Origin of the sequence: Kitasatospora sp. NPDC058478, assembly GCF_042720345.1 — a bacterium.
GTDB lineage: Bacteria > Actinomycetota > Actinomycetes > Streptomycetales > Streptomycetaceae > Kitasatospora.
Map to the genome: position 1 here is coordinate 1 of NZ_JBHXML010000110.1, position 22,845 is coordinate 22,845.

Here is a 22,845-nt window from a genome sequence, read left to right on the forward strand (position 1 = left end):
CGTGCTGTGGGCGCTCCTGCGCGACAACCGGATCTTCACCTCCGCCCCACCGGTCGCGCAGGCATCTTGACTTCATCATTGAGACTCCAGGGGGACGGGCGTCCGGCCCGTTGCCGTCCCCAGAGGCGCGGAGGCGGGCAGCGGCGCGGACACCGGGCTGTTCGGAAGCCGGGGCCCCGCCACCGAACTCCCGTCACACAGCTGGGAGTTCGACGAAGGGCCTCGGTCAGCCGCCGCCCGACGCCGTCACCGCGGCCGGTTCAGGCGAGCGACTGGTAGGCCAGGAAGCCGCCGAAGAGGATGACCCCGATCCCGGCGACCAGGTCGACGCCCTTCAGCAGCCGGGCGCTGAAGCGCCGGCGGAACACCACGACGCCCGTGCTCAGCAGGGTGAACCACAGGAGCGTGCCGCAGCCGACGCCGACCAGCATGGACACCGAGGCGGGCAGCGTCCCGGTGACGTTCGCCGCCGTGGCCGCGGCGAAGGCGGCGGCCCAGTAGCCGATCGTCGCCGGGTTGGAGGCGGTGGCCGCCAGCGCGGTGCGGAACGCCGCCAGCGGGCGGACCACTTCGGGGTTCCGCTCGTCGTCGGTGGCCGTCTGGACCCGGAAGGCGGAGCGCAGCGAGCGCGCGCCGATGTACACCAGCACGGCGGCCCCGGCCAGCCCCAGGGCCGTCCGCAGCGCGGGGACGTCCAGCAGCCTGCCGACCCCGGCGAGGCCCAGGCCGGCGTAGGCGATGTCCACCAGGGCCGCGCCCAGGCCGATCGCCCAGCCGGTCGGGAAGCCGTCGCGCAGGACGCTGCGCACGCACAGCAGGCCGATGGGGCCGAGGGGCAGGGCGACCAGGAAGCCGAGGCTGAGCCCGGCGAACCACGCGGGGAGGATGTTCACCGCGGTCCCCCGCAGGTCACCGCGATCATTCCGGTCCGATGAAAGTCCCGGTGAAAGTCCCGGCTCAGGTCCCGGCTCAAGGCCCGGCGGAAGGCCTGGTGCGAGCACGTGCGCGACAATTCGCTCTGCCCCTCGTCACAACACCCGCCGATCAGGTCACTCGACGAGCTCCGATATGCCGAACCGTACCTCATCCCCTTCGGCGGGACTGAGATCTTCCGGCGCGTAGAACAGCTCGTACACATTGGTCGACAACAACTGACCGAGCCTGGTCAGCGCATACACGTCCGTGCCCCGTTCCTCCAGCCAGCCCTTGTCGATGAGCTGCTCGATCTCCGCCCCGAAGACGGCCTCCATGGTGACGCCGAACCGGTCGTGGAAGTCCGGCCGGTTGACCTCGCACATCTTGAGGCCGCGGATCATGACGCGGCGCATTTCCTGTTCCTTGGTGAGGTACGTGGCGAAATCCAGCGGAATTTGACCACTTCCGACCATCTCGTAGTACTTCTTGAGCGGCTTGACGTTGACGAACAGCCGGTCGTGGATCACGCTCTTCGACGAGACGCCGAATCCGATCATCGGCCAGGTCCGCCAGTAGTACTCCAGGAAGCGCGAGTAGTCGGCGCAGCGGTCGGGGTGGTAGTACCCCGTCGAGCTGCGCCGGGCGAAGCCCGCCGCCTCCAGCGCGTCGATGGCGTACTCGTACATCCGGCGCTCGTCCTGCGCCGAGGGGAGCGCCATCTTCCCGGACGTGATGAGCGAGTGGAACGCCGTCTTGGGCCAGATCTCCAGGCCGTAGGCCGTGATGCAGGCCGGTTCGAGTTCGATGGCCCGGTCGACGCTGCGCTTCCAGTCGTCCACGGACTGGCCGGGCAGCGGGAAGATCAGGTCGATGTTGGTGTGCGTGAAACCGCCGTCGACGACGGTGCGGAAGGCGCGTTCGGCGGTGGCCAGGTCGTGCGAGCGGTTGCAGATCTCCAGCAGCCGGTCGTCGAATGCCTGGACGCCGACGCTGAGCCGGGTGAATCCGGCCTCCCGCATGCGCGCGATCTTGGCCTCGTCGACCGTCGAGGGGTCGAATTCCAGGCCGATCTCCGCGCCCTCGTTGAATTCGAACGATTCCCGGCAGGCGTCCAGCAGCCGGGCCGTCTGGTCGCCGGTGAGGATGCCCGGCGTGCCGCCGCCGAAATACACCGCGTCGACCCGGAACGCGGGGAAGGCCCGATTGGCGGCGAAGGCGCGGATCTCGCGTTCGAGCACGTCGACGTACTGGGCGAAGTGCTGCTCGTTCCGGTTGATGTAGACGGTGTAGTCGCAGAATCCGCACTTGGTGATGCAGAACGGGACGTGCAGGTAGAGCACCGCGTTCTCGGGGCGGAAGTACTCGTCGTACTCGTGGTGCCGGTATTTGAACGGGTACGTGTGGATGTTCCGTCGGATGATCTTCTCGGCCATCTGCTGTCACTCCTTCGTCGGGGCCGGCCTGGCGTGGTGGTGGACGGGTCCGGGGGCGGAGGCCGTCAGCAGAGGACCTGGAACGGGCGGACGTCGGCGGCCTCGTCGAGGGCCGGCCGGTCGTTGGGGACCACCGGGCGCCCGCACGAGACGAAGAGGTCGTCGTAGCGCGCCCGCGACCGCTCGCGGTAGTCGGCGGCGGAGCGGGCCAACATCTTGACGACCTCCTCCGCGAGCATCAACTGGTACTGGCAGGACTCGGTGTTGAGGACGTTCACGTCGCCCGAGGCCACGTGGTTCTCCTGCCGGCAGCCCCCGCCGCACAGGTAGCGGGCCCAGCAGGACCCGCACACCCGGTGCTCGTCGACGGTGCGCCGCCACTCGGGGTGGTCCCGGGTGAGGCCCTCGGCCCCGGTGCCCACGTCGAAGCCCTGGTCGCCGACCAGGCGGTGGCAGGGGCTGACGCTGCCGTCCGGGGAGTGCGTGTAGTACGTCCGGCCGCCCGAGCAGAACGCCAGCGCCGCCGCGCCCTCGGTGACCATCTGCACGGCGCGCTCGTACTCCAGCACGCCCTTGAACCGGTTGTCGGGGGCGAACAGCCGCGGGTAGTGGACCAGGAAGTCCTTGAACTGCTCGACGATGCCGGGCTGGAGGAAGTGGTTGATGTACTGGATGCCCTTCGGCTCGGACAGCTTCCGGTCCCCCAGCGTGAGGGCGATCGGCACCGTCGTGCCCTGCTCCACCGGGTAGACGCCCGGATAGATCTGGAAGTAGTCGAAGAGGTCGAGCCCCCACAGGTCGAGCACGCTCTCGGTGAGGCTGGGCGCCGCCGTCGCGATGGTCATCCGGGCCACCAGGGTGACGTCGTCGCCGCACGCCTCGCGCAGCCGGAACAGGTTGCGGATGATCCGGTCGTAGGAGCCCTTCCCGTTCTTGGACGGGCGGTTGGCGTCCTGGACCTCGCGGCCGCCGTCGATCGAGACCGAGACGATGAACCGGTGGTCGCGGAACAACTCCTCGACGCCCTGGGGCATCAGGGTGAGGTTGGTCGAGATCCGGTGGACGAACTCGGTGCCCGAGCGCCCGGTGAGGTCGCGGGCGCGTTCGCAGATCTTGCGGATCACCGTGAAGTTCGCCAGCGGCTCCCCGCCGAAGAACTCGAAGCGGACCCGCTGCCCGGGCGCGGCGTAGCGGTGGATGAAGTCGAAGATCCAGGCGATCGAGTGCTCGCCCATCGCCTCGGTGATCCGGCCGTAGTCCCCGCCCTCGGCGAAGCAGTACGTGCAGGCGAGGTTGCACACGTTCGTCAGGTTGACGTTGACCGCGAAGTCGGCGCCGTCGGAGAGCGCGCTCTCCCGGAGCCGGATGCGGTTGGCCTCCCGGCCGGTGGCGGCGCCGGCCTGCAGCCGCTCCCACGCCCGCCGCTCGTCCAGCCGCAGGTGGTCGACGCCGGAGGCCAGCCGCTCGGCGGTGTCCGCCGGGGCGAGCAGCAGCCGGTGGCTCCCGGTGATGAGGACGGCCGACAGGTCGTCGCTGAACGGCAGGACGCGGTAGTCGGTCCCGTGCCGCATCGGACCCGCCTGCTCCGTCGTGCTCGCGGGCCCGGTCATGACCTGGCGCGGGGCTGGAAGAGCGGCAGCGGCGAGACGTCCTCGTTCAGCGTTCCGGCGGAGGCCTCCACGGTCGGGAAGTGCGCGCGGTCGAAGACCTGGTGGAGGCTGGAGGTGCACTGCGGCGGTACGGCCACCTGGACGCCGACCTCGCCCGCCGTGCTCTTGGCCGCGATGTACCGGAAGCTCTCCTGCGGGGCCAGGTCGATGACCTGCCAGCCCTGGTCGGCGGCCGGGTCGCCGTAGCGGCGGTGGTAGGCCCGCACCGGCGCGGCGGAGGTGTTGCGCACCTGGACGTGCAGGGCGCGGACGTCGCCGTGCCAGTCGAAGCGGGCCAGGTCCAGGCCCTCGGCGGCGGGGAGTTCCGGCACCCGGGCGCGCGGGCGGGCGTCGGGCAGCAGGACGATCGGCGAGCGGGCGCCGCAGCCGATGCAGGCGCCGGCCGCGTCCAGGCCGACCAGGTCGGCGTTCAGGCCGTAGCGGGTGATCTGGAGCTGCCCGCACCGGTGGCACCAGGTGTTGGTCGACTCCGTGTCGTACACGTTCCCCAGGTAGACGTGGTTGAGCCCCATGTCCATGGCGACCTTGCGGGCCCGTTCCAGCCGGTCGACGGGGGTGCGGATGGTGTTGGTCATCTTGTAGTCCGGGTGGAAGCGCACGAAGTGCGTGGGCACGTCGGGGCTGAGCCGCTCGCCGACGAACCTCGCCATGTCCCGGGCGGTCGCCTCGTCGTCGCTGAGGTCGGTGACCATCAGCGTGGAGACCTCGACGTGCTTCCCGGCCCGGAACACCTGCTCGGTGCCCTCCAGGACCGGTTCCAGCCAGCCCTTGGTGATCTTCCGGTAGTACTTCGGGTCCAGGGACTTGATCGACACCGAGAAGATGTCGATCACCGGGATCAGTTCCTCGATCGCCTCGCCGCTGATGAAGAACGCGGACTTGTAGAGGTTGACGATTCCCGCCGCCTTGGCGAGGGCGGCCGTCTCCACCACGAACTCGTGCCACACCACCGGGTCGTTGTAGGTCCAGGAGATCACCTTCACGCCGTGCCGGACGGCGATGTCCACGACCTCCTCGGGCGTGTAGTGGTAGACGTCCTTGTCCTCCACGTGGCGCGCCTGCGACGTCTTCCAGTTGTGGCAGTAGTCGCAGTTGAGCATGCAGCCGACGTTCCCCATCGAGAGGATCCGGGCACCGGGCGCGTAGTGGAACACCGCCTCGGTCTCGATGGTCTCCTCGGTGGCGTGGACCGAGCGCCCGTAGTTCAGGGTCACCAGGCGGCCGTCCCGGTTGGCCCGGACCATGCAGAATCCGTGCTGGCCGGGGCGGATCCGGCAGTTCCGGGGGCTGAGATGACATCGGACCACGCCGTCGTCCAGGCGTTCCTCCAGCCTGGCGGGGCGTGGTTCCTTGTCCCAGGTGTTCTGCGACATGGCTGTTCCTTCCGTGCGGTGGTACGGACACGGTGGTACGGAGGCGGTGGTGCGGCGGCGCCGAATCGGGGCCGGACGGATCGGGGCCGGACGGGTAGATCCCGGACGGCCCGGCGCGGTCGTCCGCACCGGGCGGGCCCTCCGGATCAGGCCGTCGTCGGAGGAGGTGCGGTCACGTGCGCGGGGCACGCCGGGGCGGGGCGCGCCGGGGCGGCGCGGTCGGGCAACCCGAATTCCCGCACTGCGGTGCGGAATTCGACATCGGCCCGCCCGTACATCCGCCCGTACATCCGCCCGTGGTCCGGAACCCCACTGTCCCGGTTTCTCGCTTTCACCGGGCGGGCCGGTTCCGCGCGGGTTTCCGCGGTCACGAACGTCAAGCGGATCTCACTTTCCCTCATGACGAAGCCACTGCTGAGAAAAACGCCTCGTGAAGAGGCCGAAGCGGAGCGGGAGTTCGGTGAGAAATTCGCCAACTGCGATGAGCTTCGGCGTATGGGCTCCCGCCTGTCAAGAAGTCCGCATGTCGCCCGATCCGGCCAACACCTCGAAGCGGACAGCGCCCTCCGGTCGCAGCGGGGCGCAGGTTAGGCAAGCCTCACAAACGGTGATCTCGCGCCTGCCCAGCGGGTTCCCGGGCCGGGGAACGGCGGGGGCCGATCCGGCGGGGCGGCGCGGCCGGGATCGCCCGATGTGGGAGGAGGGCCGAAAATCGCCGCCGGTCGGCGGAATACCTGCTGTCACAGAGCCGATCGGCCGCCCCACCCGCCGCTCGCCGAGCACCGGTAAAGGCGGTCCCGAGGGGGGGCGTGTGGAGCGGCCGGGGCAACGAGGGGGCGGCTGTTGGGAATTCAGGGGGCGGTGGGGCCGGACGGGGAGAGGATCCGGGAGAGGCCGAAATCGAAGCGCTCGGCGAAGGCGGCGTCCTCCATGTGCGGGACGACCCGGACGAGCGCCGGGTAGTCGCCGCCGGCGAGGGCCGGGCCGAGGGTGTGCACGCCGCCCTGGGCGGCCAGGGCCTGCTCCTCCTGGGTCAGGCCGAGGGTCAGGTACTGGATGGTCCAGAACACCCAGGACGCGCGGCGCTCGTCCAGGCCGCCGTCGAGGAGCGCGGCGATCATCGCGTCGGCGAAGCGCAGGGTGCCGGGCTCGGCGGCATAGGTGCCGGCGACGATGACCGCGCCGTCGCGGTGGGCCAGCAGGCACCGGCGGTAGCGGTGGGCGAGTTCGCGGGCCCGCTCGTGCCAGGGCGCGGGCAGGTCGTCGAGCGGGATCTCGCCGACGATCGCGTCCGCCATGAGTTCCAGCAGGCGGCCCTTGGTCTTGGCGTGCCAGAGCACGGTGTTCATCCGGACGCCGAGCCGTTCGGCGACGCCGCGCACGGAGACGGCGGCGGCGCCCTTGTCGTCCAGCAGGTCGAGGGCGGCGCGGACCACCGTGTCGGCGTCGAGTCGGGTCCGGGGGGCATCCGGGGCTTGCTTCTTGGTCACTGACCTAGTCTACTGGAGCCAAGTCATTGGTCACTGACCAAGAGAGGGATGAGTCATGGAACAGGTCGTCATCGCCGGCGGGGGCCCGGTCGGGCTCTGGCTCGCCGCCGAACTCCGGCTGCAGGGCATCGAGGTCACCGTGCTGGAGAGCCGCGCCGAACCCGACCCGCACTCGCGGGCCACCACCGTGCACCCGCGCACCCTGGAACTGCTGGCCTCCCGCGGCCTGGTGGAGCCCTTCCTCGCCGAGGGCGTCCGCATCCCCGGCGGGCACTTCGCCGCCCTGCCGCCCCGGCTGGACTTCAGCCGGCTGGACACGCCGTACCCGTTCACGCTCGCGCTCCCCCAGGTGCGCACCGAGGAGCTGCTGGCCGAACACCTCCGCTCGACCGGCGCCCGGCTGCTGCGCGGACACCGCGTCACCGGGCTGGACCAGGGCGACGACGCGGTCACCATCCACGTCCACGGCCCGGACGGCCCCTACGGGCTGCGCACCGCCTACCTGGTCGGCTGCGACGGCACCCGCAGCACCGTGCGCGAGGCGGCGGGCATCGGCTTCCCCGGCACCCCGGCCACCGCCTGGGCCTGGATGGCGGACGCCGTGCTCGACGCACCGCCGCGCTGGCGCTCCGTCTCCAACGAGCAGGGCACCGTGATGGTCTTCCCGCTGCCCAGCGGGGTGCACCGGGTGGTCGGCAACGACACGGCGACCGTCCACACCAAGCCCGGCCCGCTGACCTTCGAGCAGCTGCGCGCCAAGGTCCGCGGGATCACCGGGACGGACTTCGGGATGCGCGAGGCCGGCTGGATCTCCACCTTCGGCAACGCCTCCCGCCAGGCCGACCGGTACCGGCACGGGCGGGTCCTGGTGGCGGGCGACGCCGCGCACTCCCACTTCCCGGCCGGCGGGCCCGGACTCAACGTCGGCATGCAGGACGCCGCCAACCTCGGCTGGAAGCTCGCCCGCACCATCACCGGCGCCGCCCCCTACGGCCTGCTCGACAGCTACCACGCCGAGCGCCACCCGGTCGGCGTGGAGCTGCTGCGCTCCACCCACGCCCAGTCCGGGCTGATGACCGACCACTCGCCGACGACGCTGGCCCTGCGCGGTCTGCTCGCCGAACTCATTACCGGCGTCGACGAGTTCTCGGACGAACTGGCCGGTCGCGCGGCCGGCCTCGCGACCGCCTACCCGGCCGACCCCGGCAGCGGGGCGCACCCGCTGACCGGCTCCCGGGCGCCGGACCTGAGGCTCGCCGGGCCCGCGGACGGCACCGGCCTGTTCACGCTGATGCGAGGAGGCCGCCACGTCCTGCTCGACCTCACCGGCCGGGCCGGCGCCGAGTTCGCCGCCCTCGCCCACGCCACCAGCCCGGGCGTCACCGTGCACAGCGCGCCGCTCGGCACGTCACGGCCCGCCTGGCGCGGTGTCACCGCCGCCCTGGTCCGGCCCGACGGGCACCTGGCCTGGCTCACCGATGAACAGCACCTCCCCGCACTGGTCAAGGCCGCCCACGCGGCCGTCACGGCGACGACCGCCCGCCCTTCCGCTGCGGTCCCTCTACGCTGAGGACCGGTCGGCCCACGGGCGCCCCCTCCGGAGCCCCGAGGGCCGGCGGCAGCCGCTCGCGCAGGTCCGCGGCGCCCTGCCGGCCGCCGACCTGATGCCGCTCACCACCACCCCGGCCACCCGCCGGGCCCGCACCGGAGGCGCCCGATGACCACCCTCCACCTCGGCGTCGACGCCGGCGGCAGCCGCACCCGCGCCGTCCTCCTGGACGCCGCGGGCGCCGTCCGGGGCCGCGGCGAGAGCCCCGGCGCCAACCCCGCCGGAGAGGGGCCGGAGCCGGCGCTCGGCCGGCTGGCGGCGGCGGTCACGGCCGCCCTCGACGGGCGCGGCCCGGACCGGATCGCCGCCTGCCTGATCGGCCTCGCCGGGTACCGCTCCCTACCGGACCCGGACGCGTTCGCCGAACGCTGCCGGGCCGCCCTCGGCCTCCGCCACCCGGTGCGGCTCGTCCCCGACACCGTCCCGGCCCTGGCCTCCGGCGGCGTCACCGACGGCCACGGCACCGTCCTGATCGCGGGCACCGGCGCGATCTGCGTCCGGCTCGCCGGCGCCCGCACGCTCGCGCGCAGCGGCGGGCTCGGCTGGCTGCTCGGCGACGAGGGCGGCGGCTTCTGGCTCGGCCGCGAGGCCCTGCGCCACGCCCACGCCGACCCGGCCGGCCCGCTCGGCACCGCCGTCCGCGCCCACTGCGCCGCCGACTCCCCCGACGCCCTGCTCCACTGGGCCTACGCCGGCCCGCCCCGCCGGCTCGCTGGTCTCGCCCCGCTGGTCTCCCGGCTCGCCGAGCAGGGCGACCCGGCCGCCCGCGCCATCGCCGACACCGCCGCCGACCACCTGGCCGACCTCGCCCGCGCCACCGCCGCCCCCGCCGAACCCCTGGTCCTCACCGGCTCGGTGGCCACCGCCCCCGGCCCGATCCGCGACCGCCTCCACCACCTCCTCGCCGACCTCCACCCCCGCCTCCCCCGCACCGACGCCGCCACCGCCGCCGCCCACCTCGCCACCCGCCTCGCCTCGCCTCCGGGCGGCAGACGGTAGGCGGTAGACGGTCCCGACGGATCACCAACTCGGCCGCGCCCCACCGGAAATGGCATGCACGCCACTAGCCAACCGGTCAGTAACGCCCCTACCGTCGAGCTCCCGTGGCTTCGACGGAGGAGCTCCCCTTGCGCCTACGCCCCCACCCCCTGCGCTTCCCGGCCGCCGCCGCCGCGTCGGCCCTGCTCGTCACCGCCGCCCTGACCACCACCCCCACCGCCGCCGCCCCCGCCGCCCCGACCGCCACCGCGGCCGACTACTGCGGCGGCCACTGCCGGGACATCCTGCCGCCCGGCGAGAACGGCAACGCCACGCTCGCCGAGATCCTGCTCAACCGGATGTTCGGCAGCCGCCCCGCCCACACCGACGACCAGCTCGGCCCGTACGCCGCCCTCGCCTCCGGCTACCCGGGCCTGACCGAGGCCAAGCTGCGCGACTTCTTCAACGACGCCTCCTTCGGCGTCCCCGCCGACCAGGTGGCCAGCACCATCAGCCCGCGCGCCGACGTCACCATCGTCCGCGACAAGGCCACCGGCGTCCCGCACATCACCGGCACCACCCGCTACGGCACCGAGTACGGCGCGGGCTACGCCGCCGCCCAGGACCGGCTGTGGGTGATGGACCTGTTCCGGCACGTGGGCCGCGGCCAGCTGTCCGGCTTCGCCGGCGGCGCCGCCGCCAACCGCCAGCTGGAGCAGAGCTTCTGGCAGGCCGCGCCGTACACCGAGGCGGAACTGCAGCAGCAGATCGACGCCCTGGCGGCCCGCGGCGGCCGGGCCGCCCAGGCCCTCACCGACGCGAACGCCTACCTCGACGGCATCAACCAGTACGCCAAGGAGTCGTACAACGCCCGCACCTTCCCCGGCGAGTACGACCTGACCGGGCACATCGACCCGATCACCAACGCCGGGTCGATCGAGCCGTTCAAGCTGACCGACCTGGTCGCCCTGGCCTCCGTGGTCGGCGCCCTGTTCGGCTCCGGCGGCGGCGGTGAACTCGCCTCCGCCCAGGTCAAGTCGGCCGCCGAGGCCCGCTACGGCAAGGACGCCGGGGACGCGGTCTGGAAGTCGCTGCGCGAGGCCGACGACCCGGAGGCCGTCCAGACCCTGCACGACGGCCAGCGCTTCCCCTACGCCCCGGTCCCCGACGCCCCGCAGGGCGAGGCGCTGCCCGACCCCGGCTCGGTGGTGCCCGAGCGGATGATCTACGACGCCACCGGCACGGGCGCCGGCGCCGCGAAGACCGCCGCCCCGGGTGTGCTGCCCGGCAACCTGCTCACCGCCAAGCACGGCATGTCCAACGCCCTGCTGGTCTCCGGCGCCCACACCGACGACGGCCACCCGGTCGCCGTGTTCGGCCCGCAGACCGGCTACTTCGCCCCGCAGCTGCTGATGCTGGAGGAGATCCAGGGCCCCGGCATCAGCGCACGCGGCGCGGCCTTCGCCGGCCTGAGCTTCTACGTGCAGCTCGGCCGCGGCCAGGACTACGCCTGGAGCGCCACCTCCGCCGGGCAGGACATCACCGACACCTACGCCGTCCCGCTCTGCACCACCGACGGCTCCCCGGCCACCACCGCCGCCGACTCCTACCTCTGGCACGGCCAGTGCGTCCCCTTCGACCGGCTGGAACGCAAGAACACCTGGAACCCGACCACCGCCGACTCCACCGCCGCCGGCTCCTACACCCTGGTGATGTACCGCAGCAGGTACGGCCTGGTGACCGCCCGCGGCACGGTCGGCGGCGCCCCCGTGGCCTTCACCTCGCTGCGCTCCACCTACCGGCACGAGGCGGACTCCATCATCGGCTTCCAGGAGCTCAACGACCCCGGCGCGGTGCACGACGCGGCGGGCTTCCAGCAGGCCGCGCAGGACATCAACTACACCTTCAACTGGTTCTACGCCGACTCCCGCGACATCGCGTACTACAACTCCGGCAGCAACCCCGTACGCGCCCCCGGGGTCGACGCCGGCCTGCCGCTGCGCGCCGAACCGGCCTACGAGTGGGCCGACTTCGACCCCGCCACCAACACCGCCCGGTACACCCCGGCGGCCGAGCACCCGCAGTCCGTCAACCAGGACTACTACATCTCCTGGAACAACAAGCAGGCCGACGGCTTCACCTCGGCCGGGTTCGGCAACGGCTCGGTGCACCGCGGCAACCTGCTCGACGACCGGGTCAAGGCGCTGCTGCGCAACGGTGGCAAGGCGAGCCGGGTCTCGCTCACCCAGGCCATGGCCGGCGCCGCCCTGGCCGACCTGCGCGCCGAGGACGTCCTGCCGGACCTGATCCGGGTGCTGCGCAGCGCCCCCGTCACCGATCCGGCCGCCGCCACCGCGCTCCAGCAGCTGGAGGCCTGGCTGGCCGGCGGCGCCCAGCGGAAGGAGACGTCGCCCGGCAGCCACGGCTACGCGGACGCCGCCGCGATCCGCGTCCTGGACGCCTGGTGGCCGCTGGTCGCGGAGGGCGTCATGCGGCCCGGCCTCGGGGACCAGCTGTTCGCGGCCCTGACCGGCGCCCTGCAGATCAACGAGTCGCCCTCCGGCGGCCAGACCGGTCCCGGCAGCGGCGGCCCCGTGAGCGCCAACGAGGCGATCCCGCACAAGGGTTCGGCCTTCCAGTACGGCTGGTGGAGCTACCTGGACAAGGACCTGCGGTCCGTCCTGGGCGACCAGGTGGCCGGCCCGCTGGCCCGCCCGTACTGCGGCGGGGGCGATCTGGCGGCCTGCCGGGGCGTGCTGCTGGACACCCTGAAGCGGGCGGCCGCCCAGACCCCGGCCCAGGTCTACCCGGGCGACGCGGACTGCTCCGCCGGCGACCAGTGGTGCGCCGACACGATCATCCAGCGCCCGCTCGGCGGTGTCACGGACGACAAGACCACCTGGCAGAACCGTCCGACCTACCAGCAGGTGGTGCAGTTCCCGAGCCACCGCTGAACCCATGCCGCTGTCTTCCACCCGGGCGGGGGCACCCGCGTGGAAGACAGCGGCCCGGGCCCGACGGGCGGGGACGGGGCGCAGCACCTAGCGTGGTCCGGGGCGACCGGGGCGGCACCGCCGCCGAGGTCGGCGACCCCCGAGGACCCGACCCCCGCGATTTCCCGGAGAGGCCCCGCACAGGCCCAGGAGGTAAGCCGACCATGACCGTCTCCCTGTCCGATCTCACCGGGGACTACGTCCTCGACCCCGCCCACACCCGGATCGGCTTCGTGGCACGCCACGCCATGGTGACCAAGGTCCGCGGCTCCTTCACCGCCTTCGAGGGCAGCGCCCACCTGGACGGCGCCGACCCGGGCCGTTCCACCGCCCGGGTGACGATCCGGACCGACAGCATCGACACCGGCGTCGAGCAGCGCGACCAGCACCTGCGCACCAACGACTTCCTGGACGTGCCGAAGTTCCCGACCATCGCCTTCGCCACGACGGCGGTCGAGCCGCGCGGGGACGGCGAGTTCCGGGTGACGGGCGACCTCACCGTCAAGGACGTCACCCGCCCGGTCGCCATCGACGTCGAGTACACCGGCAATGCCGTCGACCCCCAGGGCAACCTGCGGGTGGGCCTGGAGGGTTCGGTGACGATCAGCCGCAAGGACTTCGGGGTGACCTGGAACGCGGCCCTGGAGGGCGGCGGCGTCCTGGTCGGCGACAAGGTCGTCCTGGAGTTCGACATCTCGGCCGTCCGGCAGGGCCAGTAGCGGCCGCAGGAGCCAGGAGCGGCCCGCAGGATCCCCAAAGGCCCCGCAGGAGCCCCGAAATCCGCCGGACCGGGCGCCGCAGGTCCGGTTAGGCTCCTGACATGGCGACAGACGGCTCCCTCGCAACCGGCCAGCGCTCCCTCGGCGATCCCACCCTCGACTACCCGTTGTGGCCCCCGCTCACCGCGGGCTGTCCCCGCACCGGCACCGAGGACGTGTCCTACCCCGTCGAGGTCGACTACGCCTATCTCAAGGCCGACGCGGCCGCCCTGTTCGCCCCGGGGGCGGACGCCGGGGCGCCGCGCGGCGGGCTGGAGCGGTGGGCCCCCCTGTTGCCGCCGCTGCTCGCGCCGGGCCTGGGCGAGGGCGGCACGCCGCTGGTCGAGCTCGAACCGGGGGTGTACGTCAAGGACGAGGCCCGCAACCCGACCTGGAGCCACAAGGACCGGTTGAACCGCTGCACCACCAGCGCCGCCGTGGGCGTCGGCGCGCCCGGGATCGCGGTGGCCTCCTCCGGCAACCACGGCGCGTCCGCCGCCGCCTACGCCGCCCGGGCCGGGCTGCGCTGCGTGGTGTTCACCGGGCCCGACCTGCCGCCGGCCGTCGACGCGTTCCTCAACGCCTACGGCGCCGTCGTGCTGCCGGTGCCGTGGGAGGCCCGCTGGCCGCTGCTGCGCCAGGTCGTGGACCGGCTGGGCCTGCACCCGGTCAGCAATCTCACCACCACCCACACCGGCCACGCGTACGGCCCCGAGGGCTACAAGACGGTGGCGTACGAGATCTTCCGGGACATCGGCGTGCCGGCCGCGGTGTTCGTGCCCACCGGTTACGGGGAGTTGCTCTTCGGCGTCTGGAAGGGCTTCAGCGAACTGCACCGGCTCGGCCTGGCCGACCGGGTGCCGCGCATCGTCGCCTGCGAGTCCGCGTCCGGCGCGCCGCTCGCCCTGGCCGTCCGCCAGGGCTTGCCGGCGGCCCGGGTGACGGTGGGGCCGAGCGAGGCGTACTCGATCGCCTCCCCGGTCGGCGGTTACCGGGGCGTGGTCGCGGTCCGCGAGAGCGGCGGCCGGGTGCTGGCCCTGGACGACGGCCAACTCGCGTCCGCCCAGGCCGAACTGGCCCGCTCCGGGCTCTGGACGGAGCTGTCCGCGGCGGCCGGGCTCGCGGGGCTGCGCAGCCTCGGCGGCGTCGAGGGCCTCGGGGAGGCCGAGGGGCCGGTGGTGTGCGTGTCGACGTCCAGCGGTTTCAAGGACCGGGGCGTCGGCGCGCGGTCGACCGCGCCGGTCACCCCGGAGTGGGACGAGGTCCGCCGCCGGCTGCACACGGCCGGAATCCGCGGCTAGCGGGCTTCCGCGCCAACTCCCGCCCGCCGTTGGAGGCCTGCTGTTCGCCGTCCGGTTCTCCGGCGTAGGGTTGGCGTTCGCCGCGGCCGCCCAGGCTGGTCCGGATCCGCACCGCCCCCGCTCCTCCCCGTGCGTCGAAGGGCTGTCACCGTGTTCCGTTCCCCCCGCCGTCTGCTGCCGCTGGCCGTCGCCGTCGCGGCGGTGCCCGTACTCGCCCTGCCGGTCGTCCCGGCCTCCGCGGCCTCGTACGGCACTCCGACGATCACCTTCTCGGCCGGCTACCTGTCCGGCGCGGTCGGCGCCACCGGCGATCCGACGGTGTCCGTGGCGGTGGCGCAGAGCGGGGCCGCGGCCTCGGCGCTGACCGTCGCCGCCTCGGCGAGCACCCGCAGCGCCGTCGCGCGGACCGGCGACGTGGCGGTGACGGGCACCGGCGGCACCCGCACCCTGGCGGTCGCCGCGCAGGGCGTCGGCTACACCGACCTCACCATCAAGGTGACCGGCCTGGGCGGCAAGACCGCGACCCGCACCCTGCACTACGCGGCCTCCCCCGCCGTCCAGTTCCCGGCCGCCAGCCGCTACCTGACCGGTTCCAGCGACGCCTCGGCCGCGGTGGACGCGGGCGGCGGCTACATCCTGGTGGGCGACGACGAGTCCAACGTGCTGCGGCTGTACGACCGCAACGCCTCCGGCGCGCCGGTCCGCACCTGGGACTTCAGCTCCGCGCTCGGCGTCTCCAAGGAGATCGACATCGAGGCCGCGGCCCGGGTCGGCGACACGATCTACTGGACGGGCTCGCTCGGCAACAACAAGGACGGCAAGGTCAAGCCGGACCGGCACACCGTGTTCACCACGAAGGTCACCGGCTCGGGCGCCAACACCCAGCTGTCGCTGGCCGGTTCGTACCACGGCCTGCGCGACGACCTGATCGCCTGGGACGGCGCCCACGGCGACCGCTACGGCTTCGCGGCGGGCGCGGCGGACGGCCAGGCGCCCAAGCAGATCGACGGATTCAACGTCGAGGGGCTGGAGTTCGCCCCGGGCAGCACCACCACCGCGTACATCGGCTTCCGCGCGCCGCTGACCCCGGCGGTCACCGGCGGCCGCGCGCTGCTCGTCCCGGTCACCAACCTCCCGTCGCTGCTGTCCGGTTCGGCCTCGCACGCGACGTTCGGCGAGCCGGTCGAGCTGGACCTCGGCGGGCTCTCCATCCGCGACCTGCGCCGCAACGACCTCGGCCAGTACCTGATCGTGGCCGGCTCCTGGTCCGCCGAGGACAACTCCGCCCCGTACGCCCTCTACCGCTGGAACGGGCAGCCGGGCTCCCAGCCGGTCAAGCTGGTCGACCTGCCGACCAGCGACGCCGGCGCCTGGGAGGCCGTCCCGGACGTGCCGAACCTGGACGCCCCCGGCGCCCGGGCCCAGCTGATCACCGACGACGGCTCCGCCGACCTGTACGGCGACGGCACCGCCGCCAAGGACCTCGCCCAGCCGGAGTGGAAGAAGTCCCGCTCCACCTGGTTCACCCTGAACTGACCTGCGCCCGGCCGGGGCGGGCCCACGAACCGCCCGCCCCGGCCGGCCCCGCGGACCGCCCGGCTCAGAGTTCGACGAGCACCTTGCCCCGGTTCGCGGAGCGGTCCACGTACAGGCTGCGGTAGGCGGCCGGGATGTTGTCGAAGCCCCGGTGGACGGTCTGCTGGTAGCCGAGGTCGCCGCTGCGGACGAGGGCGCCCAGTTCCTGCCGCAGCGCCGACCAGTTCTCCTCGGTGAACCACTCCAGCGAGAAGATGCCGCGGATGGTGGTGCGCGGGAACATGATCATCGGCAGCAGTCGCGGGCCCGCCCAGTCGCCGCCGACCTGGCTGCCCCACTGCCAGCAGACCGCGACCCGGCTGTCCACGGCGAGCTGGGAGAAGACCGCGTCGGTGAGCGCCCCGCCGAGGCTGTCGAAGTAGCGGTCGATGCCGGCCGGGGCGAGCTTGGCGATTTCCTCCCGCAGCCGCTCGGGGTCGTCGCCGTCGCGGTAGAGCAGGACCGCGTCGAAGCCCAGCTCACGCAGCCGGGCGGCCTTGGCCGGGGTGGCCGTGGTGCCGATGACCCGGGCCCCCCGGTGCCGGGCCAGCTGTCCGACCACCGAGCCGACCGCCCCGGACGCCCCGCTGACCAGCACGGTGTCCCCCGGCCGGACCTTCAGGAACTTCTCGACCGTGCCCCAGGCGGTCATCCCCGGGCCGCCGAGGACGCCGAGGGCGGTGGAGAGCGGCAGGGCGTCGTCGTAGTCGCCCCGGTCCAGCCGCCGGTAGGCGGGGAAGACCATCGGGAAGGTGCCGGTCTGCCAGAGCGCCGGGGCGCCGTTGCTGATCACGTGGCTGCGCCAGCCGCCGAAGCCCTGCACGAGGTCACCGACGGCGAAGGCGGCGTCCGGCCCGGCCTCCACCACCTCCATGATGGAGTCCGCGCCCATGTGGTCGCCGATCGGGGTGTCCAGGGCGATCCCCTGGAGGTACGGGTCGACCGAGACGTACCTGGTCCGCAGCAGCATCTCGTCCGCGGCGAGGCGGACGTCCACCTCCTCGACCACCTTCCGGTACATCCGCTCGACGTCCGGCACGCCGTCCACGTGCTCGCGGACGACCCACTTCTCGACCCTCATGAGGTGACTCCAAACCGCCGGTCGGCGGGCCCGACCGGTTCGATGACCAGGGTGGGCGGCGGCGCGCTGTCGTCCACGGCGGCGGTGAACGGCCGGCCGTCGTCGCGGCAGATGAACTGGACGACGTGCCGGCCGGCGGCGGCCGCCCGGATCAGTCCCCCGGTGGTCGCCCACACGCCGGAGAGGTAGAAGTTCGCCAGGCCGGGCAGCCCGGGCCCGTTGCGCTTGATCTCCTCCTCCAGGGTCTCGCCGCTCTCCACGAACGGCTGCCAGCCGAGCACCGTGCCGTCGTAGTTGCCGGTGTAGCGGACCTGGGTGAGCGGGGTGGACACGTCCTTGACCGCGACGGCGTCCCGCAGACCGGGGTGGTGCCCGTCCAGGAACTCCACGATGGCGTCCCGCACCCGCCGCTTCTCGCGCTGGTACTCGCGGCCGCGCCCCACCGGCAGGGTGTGCAGTTCCTCGCCCCGCCGAAGCCGCGGCGCCTGCTCCGGGCCGGTGCTCAACTCCCGCCAGGGGGCGATGTCGCAGAAGTAGCTGGCGTAGACGACGGTCGTCGCGGCGGGCGACAGCTCGGGGTAGTGGCGGCTGCGGAACTGGACGTTGATGCTGGGGTGGCGGATGCCGGTGAGCCGGTCGGCGACCTCGTCCTCCAGCAGGTAGGTGGTGCACGGGTCCCCGGCCGGGAAGGGGCGGCGCAGGCCCAGGAAGACGGTGAGGTAGCCGGGGAAGACCATGCCGGGTTCGGTGATGGTCCGGGTGTACAGCCGGCGGTAGGTGTCGTTCAGGTAGCGGCCCTTGAGCAGGTCCAGCATGGTGGTGCGTCCGTCGCAGGCGGCGACCACGATGTCCGCCCGGATCTCCCGGCCGTCGCTCAGCCGCACCCCGACGGCGCGGTCCTGCTCGACCAGGATCTCGGCCACCTTGGTGTTGTAGCTGATCTCGCCGCCGAGCCGCCGGTAGCGCTGCTCGATCGAGCGGGCCAGCCCGAGCGAGCCGCCCTCCGGCACCCCGGCCGACTGCCCGGCGTGCGAGGCGAGTTGGAAGTAGGTGGGCAGCACCGGGAAGTTGGGGTGCTGCTCGTAGAGGACGAAGTTGAACGCCTCGCGCAGCAGCGGGCTCCGGAAGCGCGCCGAGTAGTCGCTCATCAGCACCGTGATCGAGCGCCGGATGACGTTGAAGTACGGCAGGAAGGAGGCGAGCATCCGCCAGCGTTCGGCCCGGCCCATCAGTCCGACCGGCTTGAGGAAGGGGTAACGGACCAGGGCGCGGCGGAACTTGCGCAGCCCTTCGCAGAACTGCCGGATCCGCCGGGCGTCCTCCGGGGCGAGGTCGAGCAGGTGCGCTTCGAGGCGGTCGGGGTCGGAGTAGAAGTAGACGGCGCGGCCGTCCCGGGTGCGCACCACGTTGAAGACGTCGAAGTTGCGCATCACTTTGCCCTGCAGCGCGCCGAGTTCGAGCCAGATCTGGTGCATCTCGTTGCCCGGGCCGCTGCCGAGCAGCCAGCTCACGCAGCAGTCGAAGGTGAACTCGCCGCGGTCCCAGGCCGTGCAGCAGCCGCCGGGGAGTTCGTGCATCTCCAGGACGGTGGTGCGGTAGCCGTTCATCTGCGCGTAGCAGCCGGTCGACAGACCGCCCAGCCCGCCCCCGACGATCACCATGGTCTGCCTGCTGGTACTCGTTCCGGTCATTCCGGCACTCCCACGGTGGCCCGGTCGAGTTGCGGCAGTTTGCCCAACTTGCCCGTGTGCCAAGGTTCCTGGTTGTCGCTGGGCCAGGCCCGGAACGGCCGGCCGAGCTCCCGGCAGAGGTACTGCGCGGCGTACCGGCCGCTGGTGGCGGCGCGGATCAGGCCGCCGAGGCCGGCCCACTGGCCGGCCATCGAGAAGCCGCGCAGACCGGGCAGCCGCATCCGGTCCCGGTTGACCAGCCGGTTGGCGGCGTCCTCGGCCTCGGAGAAGGCCTGCCAGGCGAGGATGCTGCCGTAGGTGTTGCCGGTGAACCGCTCGGTGGTCACCGGGGAGGCGACGTCGACGAGTTCGATCCGGCGGCCGAGCCCCGGGTACGTCCGCTCCAGGAACTCCCGGACGAACGCGGCGACTTCCTGCTTGCGCGCCCGGTAGGCACGGCGGTCGCTGACCCGCAGGTCCTTCCAGGAGCGGTAGTCGCTGAAGTAGGTGCAGTGCAGCACCGACTTGCCGGGCGGCGCGAAGCCCTCCGCGTAGTCCGACCGCATCTGGACGACCAGGCTGTGCTGGAGCGAGCCGGGCAGCCGGGCGCCCTGCTCGGGGGGCAGCAGATAGGTGGTGCTGTGCGGTTCGCCCTCGGGCAGCGGGCCGTCCACGCCGACGAAGGCCGAGACCACGGCCGGGTACAGGTTGCCGGGCTTGTCCAGCAGCTCGCCGTACAGCCGGTCGGTGGCGGGGCTGGACCAGCGGCCTTCGAGCAGCCGGTCGAGCACCGTCGGCCCGTCGCAGGCGGCCACCACGTGGTCGGCGAAGTGCCGGGAGCCGTCGCGGAGTTGGACGCCGACGGCGCGGTCCCCCTCGACCAGGATCCGCTCCACCCGGCAGCGGTAGCCGATCACCCCGCCGAGCGAGGTGTAGCGTTCCTCCACCGAGCGGGCCAGCCCGAGCGAACCGCCCTGCGGGAAGCCCGCGTTGCCGTTGTGCGCGGCGGCCAGGGTGTACAGGTACGGCAGCAGCGGGAAGCCGGCCGGCTCCTGGAGGAACATGTTGGGCAGCGCCCGCCGCAGCAGAGGGTCCTGGAAGCGCTCGGCGAAGCCGCTCATCGGGGTCGTCGCGGTCCGCCAGAAGAGCCGGAACGCGGGCAGCACGGTGCGCAGGGTGCGCAGCCGCTCGGCCGGGCCGCGCAGCGGCGGCGGGGTGAGGTCCCAGGGCAGGTCGATGGCGGCGAAGCGGCGCAGGTCCCGGCAGAAGGCGCGGATCGGCTTGGCGTCGCCGGGGGCGGTGGCCAGCAGGTGCCGTTCCAGCCGGTCCGGGTCCCCGTAGAAGGTGACGGCGCGGCCGTGTTCGTCGACGACGCGGTTGAAGACGTCGAAGCGGGTGATCGACTTGCCGTCGAGGGCGCCGAGTTCGCGCCACACCTGGTTCGCCCCGGTGCCCTCGGCGGTGCCGATCAGCCAGTCGATGCAGTAGTCGAACAGGTAGCCGTGCCGGGACCACGCGGTGCAGCAGCCGCCGGGCAGCACGTGCTTTTCGAAGATCCGGGTCTCCAGCCCGCTCATCTGCGCGTAGCAGCCGGTGGAGAGCCCGCCGATGCCCGCGCCGATCACGATGACCCGGGGCGGGCCGCCGGGGGCCCGCTCCCGGCTCGACCAGTCCGGCCCGCGCTCAGGCCCGGCCATCGGCGGTGCCTCCGGCCAGGATGGCGCCCGCCAGTTCGGCGTTGCGGGCGGCGAATTCGGCGTCGAGCATCTCGGCGTGGCTGCCGTGCCCGGCGTGGACGGCGGTGCCGGCGCTGGAGGCGCCGTGCCAGGAGCCGTGCTCGCCGCCCGCGTGCAGCGCCAGCCGGTCCCGTTCGCAGACGACGTTGAGCGGGGCCTTCAGGACGCCCAGGTTGGGGGTACGGCTGCAGAACGCCAGGTAGTCCCGGGCCTGTTCGAGGGTCTCCTGGGCGACGATCCGGGAGCCGGTGTGCCGGTGCAGGTGCTCGTGGAGTTCGCGCTCGAAGACGGCCAGGTGCTCCTCGCCGAGTTCGAAGGGCTCGGGGATCCGGTAGGAGTCCACCACCAGGACGGAACTGACCGTACGGCCTCGGCGTTCGAGCTCCCGGGCCACCTCGAAGGCGAGGTTGCCGCCGAGCGAGTAGCCGAGCAGGACGTACGGCCCCGACTCCTCCAGCTCCTCGACCAGGTCGGCGTAGCGGGCGGTCTTGTCGTCGCCGGTGAGGTAGTTGAAGGCGGCGAGCCGGTGGTCGGGCAGGTGGGCGGCGAGCTGGCGGTAGACCAGGCCGTGGCCGCCGGCCGGCGGGAAGCAGAACACCGTCCGCCCCTCGGGCGCCCCGGGGTTGAACCAGAGGTACGGCTGGCCGCCGGCGACTTCGCCGGTGATGATCTGCTCCAGCGTGCGGGCCATCCCGTGCAGGGTGGTGACCTTGAAGAGCAGGCCGACCGGGATGCTGATGTTGAACTCGGTCTGCAGGTGGTGGATCAGCTCGATCAGCCGGATGGAGCTGCCGCCGAGTTCGAAGAAGTCGTGCTGGAGGCCGACCTCGGCCACGCCGAGCAGGTTGCTCCAGTGCTCGGCGGTGCGGATCTCGTAGAGGGTGACGGGCGGTTCGTGCTGCGCGTCGCCGGTGTCGACCCGGGGCTCGGGCAGGGCGGCCAGGTCGACCTTGCCGTTGGGGGTGAGCGGCAGGGCGGCCAGTTCGGTGAGGTGGGAGGGGATCATCACGGTGGGCAGGTGCTCGGCCAGGTGGCGGCGCAGTTCCCGGCGGTCCAGGGTGGTCCCCTCGGCGGGGACCAGGTAGGCGGCCAGCACGGCTTCGCCGGCGGTGTCCTGACGGATCGCCACACATGCCTGGGCGAGTTCGGGGCGGGCGGTGAGGTGGGCCTCGATCTCGCCGATCTCGATCCGGTGGCCGCGCACCTTGACCTGGTTGTCGATCCGCCCGAGCAGGTGGGCGGTGCCGTGGGCGTCCCAGTGGCCGAGGTCGCCGGTGCGGTAGAGCCGGACGGGCGGGCCGTCGAGCTCCAGGGTGGTGAAGCGCCGGGTGGTCTGCTCCGGGTCGTTCGGGTAGCCGGCGGCGACACCGGCGCCGCCGATCCACAGCTCGCCGGGCACGCCGGGCGGTACCGGCTCGCCGTAGTGGTCGAGGATGTACAGCGCGCTGTTGGGGAAGGGCCGGCCGATCGGCACCATCCGGCCGGGCTCCAGGGCGTCCGCGCCGCCCTCGTAGTAGCTGGTGTCGATGGTGGCCTCGGTCAGGCCGTAGGAGTTGACCAGCCGGGTGTCCGGCCCGCACAGGGCGCGCAGCCGCCGGTGCTCGGCGGCCTTCCAGGAGTCGGAGCCGACGACCAGCAGCCGCAGGAAGTCCAGCCGCAGGCCCTCGCGTTCGCAGTGGGCCAGCAGGCCGCGGGCGACGGCGGGCACGAACTCGCCGCAGTCAACGGCCTCCTCGCGCATGGTGCGGTACAGCCGGGCGGTGTCGAACAGCAGGTCGCGGTCGACCAGGACGAGGGTGCCGCCGGTGCTCAGCGCCCGGGCGAGGTCGCCGGAGAACACGTCGAAGGCGGTCCCGGCCATCTGGAGGTGCACCCGGGCCTCGGTGTCGAGGCGGTACTCGGCGCGCCAGCCCGCGGTGACGGCGGCGAGGTTGCGGTGGTCGACCCGCACGGCCTTCGGGCGGCCGGTGGAGCCGGAGGTGTGGATGACGTAGGCGGGGCGGTCCGGGTCGGCGGCGGGCAGCGGGCCGCTCTCGGCGGCCGGCCGGTCGAGTTCGTCCAGGGTGACGGGGCGGACGGGCGCTTCGGTGCCGAACGGGTTCCGTTCGGCGACCACGACGAGGGCGGCTCCGGCGTCGGTCACCTGGTAGGCGAGCCGGTCGGCCGGGTGACCGGGGTCGAGCGGCAGGTAGGCGGCGCCGGCCCGCCAGATCGCCAGCAGGACGACGATCAGCTCGGGTGACTTGTCCAGGCAGACGGCGAC

At 72.9% G+C, this 22,845-nt stretch carries 15 protein-coding genes; 6 read left to right on the forward strand and 9 right to left on the reverse strand.

Annotated features, from left to right (window positions below; translation table 11 throughout):
- Positions 1–260: 260 nt before the first annotated feature.
- The 5 genes from ACFWPT_RS38545 to ACFWPT_RS38565 all read right to left on the reverse strand — a co-directional run bounded on the left by ACFWPT_RS38545 (position 261) and on the right by ACFWPT_RS38565 (position 6,881).
- Positions 261–893 (reverse strand): LysE/ArgO family amino acid transporter, encoded by a 633-nt coding sequence (locus tag ACFWPT_RS38545; protein ID WP_380379186.1) that lies wholly within the window; start codon positions 891–893, stop codon positions 261–263.
- Positions 894–1,049: 156 nt separating this feature from the next.
- A complete protein-coding gene (locus tag ACFWPT_RS38550) occupies positions 1,050–2,348 on the reverse strand; it encodes a coproporphyrinogen-III oxidase family protein (protein WP_380339643.1) in 1,299 nt (432 codons plus the stop codon).
- A 65-nt stretch (positions 2,349–2,413) separates the two neighbouring features.
- Positions 2,414–3,919 (reverse strand): radical SAM protein, encoded by a 1,506-nt coding sequence (locus ACFWPT_RS38555; RefSeq protein ID WP_380487542.1) that lies wholly within the window; start codon positions 3,917–3,919, stop codon positions 2,414–2,416.
- Between the two features lie 35 nt (positions 3,920–3,954).
- Positions 3,955–5,391, reverse strand: a complete 1,437-nt coding sequence (gene amrS, locus ACFWPT_RS38560; RefSeq protein WP_063346372.1) for an AmmeMemoRadiSam system radical SAM enzyme — start codon at positions 5,389–5,391, stop codon at positions 3,955–3,957.
- Between the two features lie 851 nt (positions 5,392–6,242).
- Positions 6,243–6,881: a TetR/AcrR family transcriptional regulator C-terminal domain-containing protein gene (locus ACFWPT_RS38565; protein ID WP_380379191.1), complete on the reverse strand. Its 639-nt coding sequence runs from the start codon at positions 6,879–6,881 to the stop codon at positions 6,243–6,245.
- Between the two features lie 55 nt (positions 6,882–6,936).
- On the opposite strand from ACFWPT_RS38565, the gene ACFWPT_RS38570 reads away from it, so the two are divergent.
- The 6 genes from ACFWPT_RS38570 to ACFWPT_RS38595 all read left to right on the forward strand — a co-directional run bounded on the left by ACFWPT_RS38570 (position 6,937) and on the right by ACFWPT_RS38595 (position 16,056).
- Positions 6,937–8,451, forward strand: coding sequence for an FAD-dependent monooxygenase (locus ACFWPT_RS38570; RefSeq protein WP_380487544.1), 1,515 nt, complete (start codon positions 6,937–6,939; stop codon positions 8,449–8,451).
- A gap of 147 nt (positions 8,452–8,598) precedes the next feature.
- Positions 8,599–9,489, forward strand: coding sequence for an N-acetylglucosamine kinase (locus ACFWPT_RS38575; RefSeq protein ID WP_380487546.1), 891 nt, complete (start codon positions 8,599–8,601; stop codon positions 9,487–9,489).
- 128 nt (positions 9,490–9,617) lie between these two features.
- Positions 9,618–12,422: a penicillin acylase family protein gene (locus ACFWPT_RS38580; RefSeq protein WP_380487548.1), complete on the forward strand. Its 2,805-nt coding sequence runs from the start codon at positions 9,618–9,620 to the stop codon at positions 12,420–12,422.
- 203 nt (positions 12,423–12,625) lie between these two features.
- A complete protein-coding gene (locus tag ACFWPT_RS38585; protein ID WP_380379199.1) occupies positions 12,626–13,180 on the forward strand; it encodes a YceI family protein in 555 nt (184 codons plus the stop codon).
- Positions 13,181–13,281: 101 nt separating this feature from the next.
- On the forward strand, positions 13,282–14,520 hold the full coding sequence (locus ACFWPT_RS38590; RefSeq protein ID WP_380487550.1) for a pyridoxal-phosphate dependent enzyme: 1,239 nt from the start codon (positions 13,282–13,284) through the stop codon (positions 14,518–14,520).
- Between the two features lie 150 nt (positions 14,521–14,670).
- A complete protein-coding gene (locus tag ACFWPT_RS38595; protein WP_380487552.1) occupies positions 14,671–16,056 on the forward strand; it encodes a hypothetical protein in 1,386 nt (461 codons plus the stop codon).
- Between the two features lie 64 nt (positions 16,057–16,120).
- On the opposite strand, the gene ACFWPT_RS38600 is transcribed toward ACFWPT_RS38595, so the two are convergent.
- From ACFWPT_RS38600 to ACFWPT_RS38615, 4 genes are all read right to left on the reverse strand, one after another.
- Positions 16,121–17,176, reverse strand: coding sequence for a zinc-binding dehydrogenase (locus tag ACFWPT_RS38600; protein WP_380379203.1), 1,056 nt, complete (start codon positions 17,174–17,176; stop codon positions 16,121–16,123).
- Entirely contained in the window at positions 17,173–18,867 is a 1,695-nt protein-coding gene (locus ACFWPT_RS38605) for a phytoene desaturase family protein (RefSeq protein ID WP_380487554.1), read from the reverse strand. The genes ACFWPT_RS38600 and ACFWPT_RS38605 overlap by 4 nt, the downstream gene beginning before the upstream one ends.
- The gene (locus ACFWPT_RS38610) at positions 18,864–20,543 is read right to left on the reverse strand and encodes a phytoene desaturase family protein (protein WP_380487556.1); all 1,680 of its coding nucleotides are present in this window, start codon (positions 20,541–20,543) and stop codon (positions 18,864–18,866) included. Before ACFWPT_RS38610 ends, ACFWPT_RS38605 begins: the two co-directional genes overlap by 4 nt.
- On the reverse strand, positions 20,530–22,845 hold a 2,316-nt coding region (locus ACFWPT_RS38615; protein WP_380487558.1), incomplete at its 5' end, for an amino acid adenylation domain-containing protein. The genes ACFWPT_RS38610 and ACFWPT_RS38615, both read right to left, overlap by 14 nt.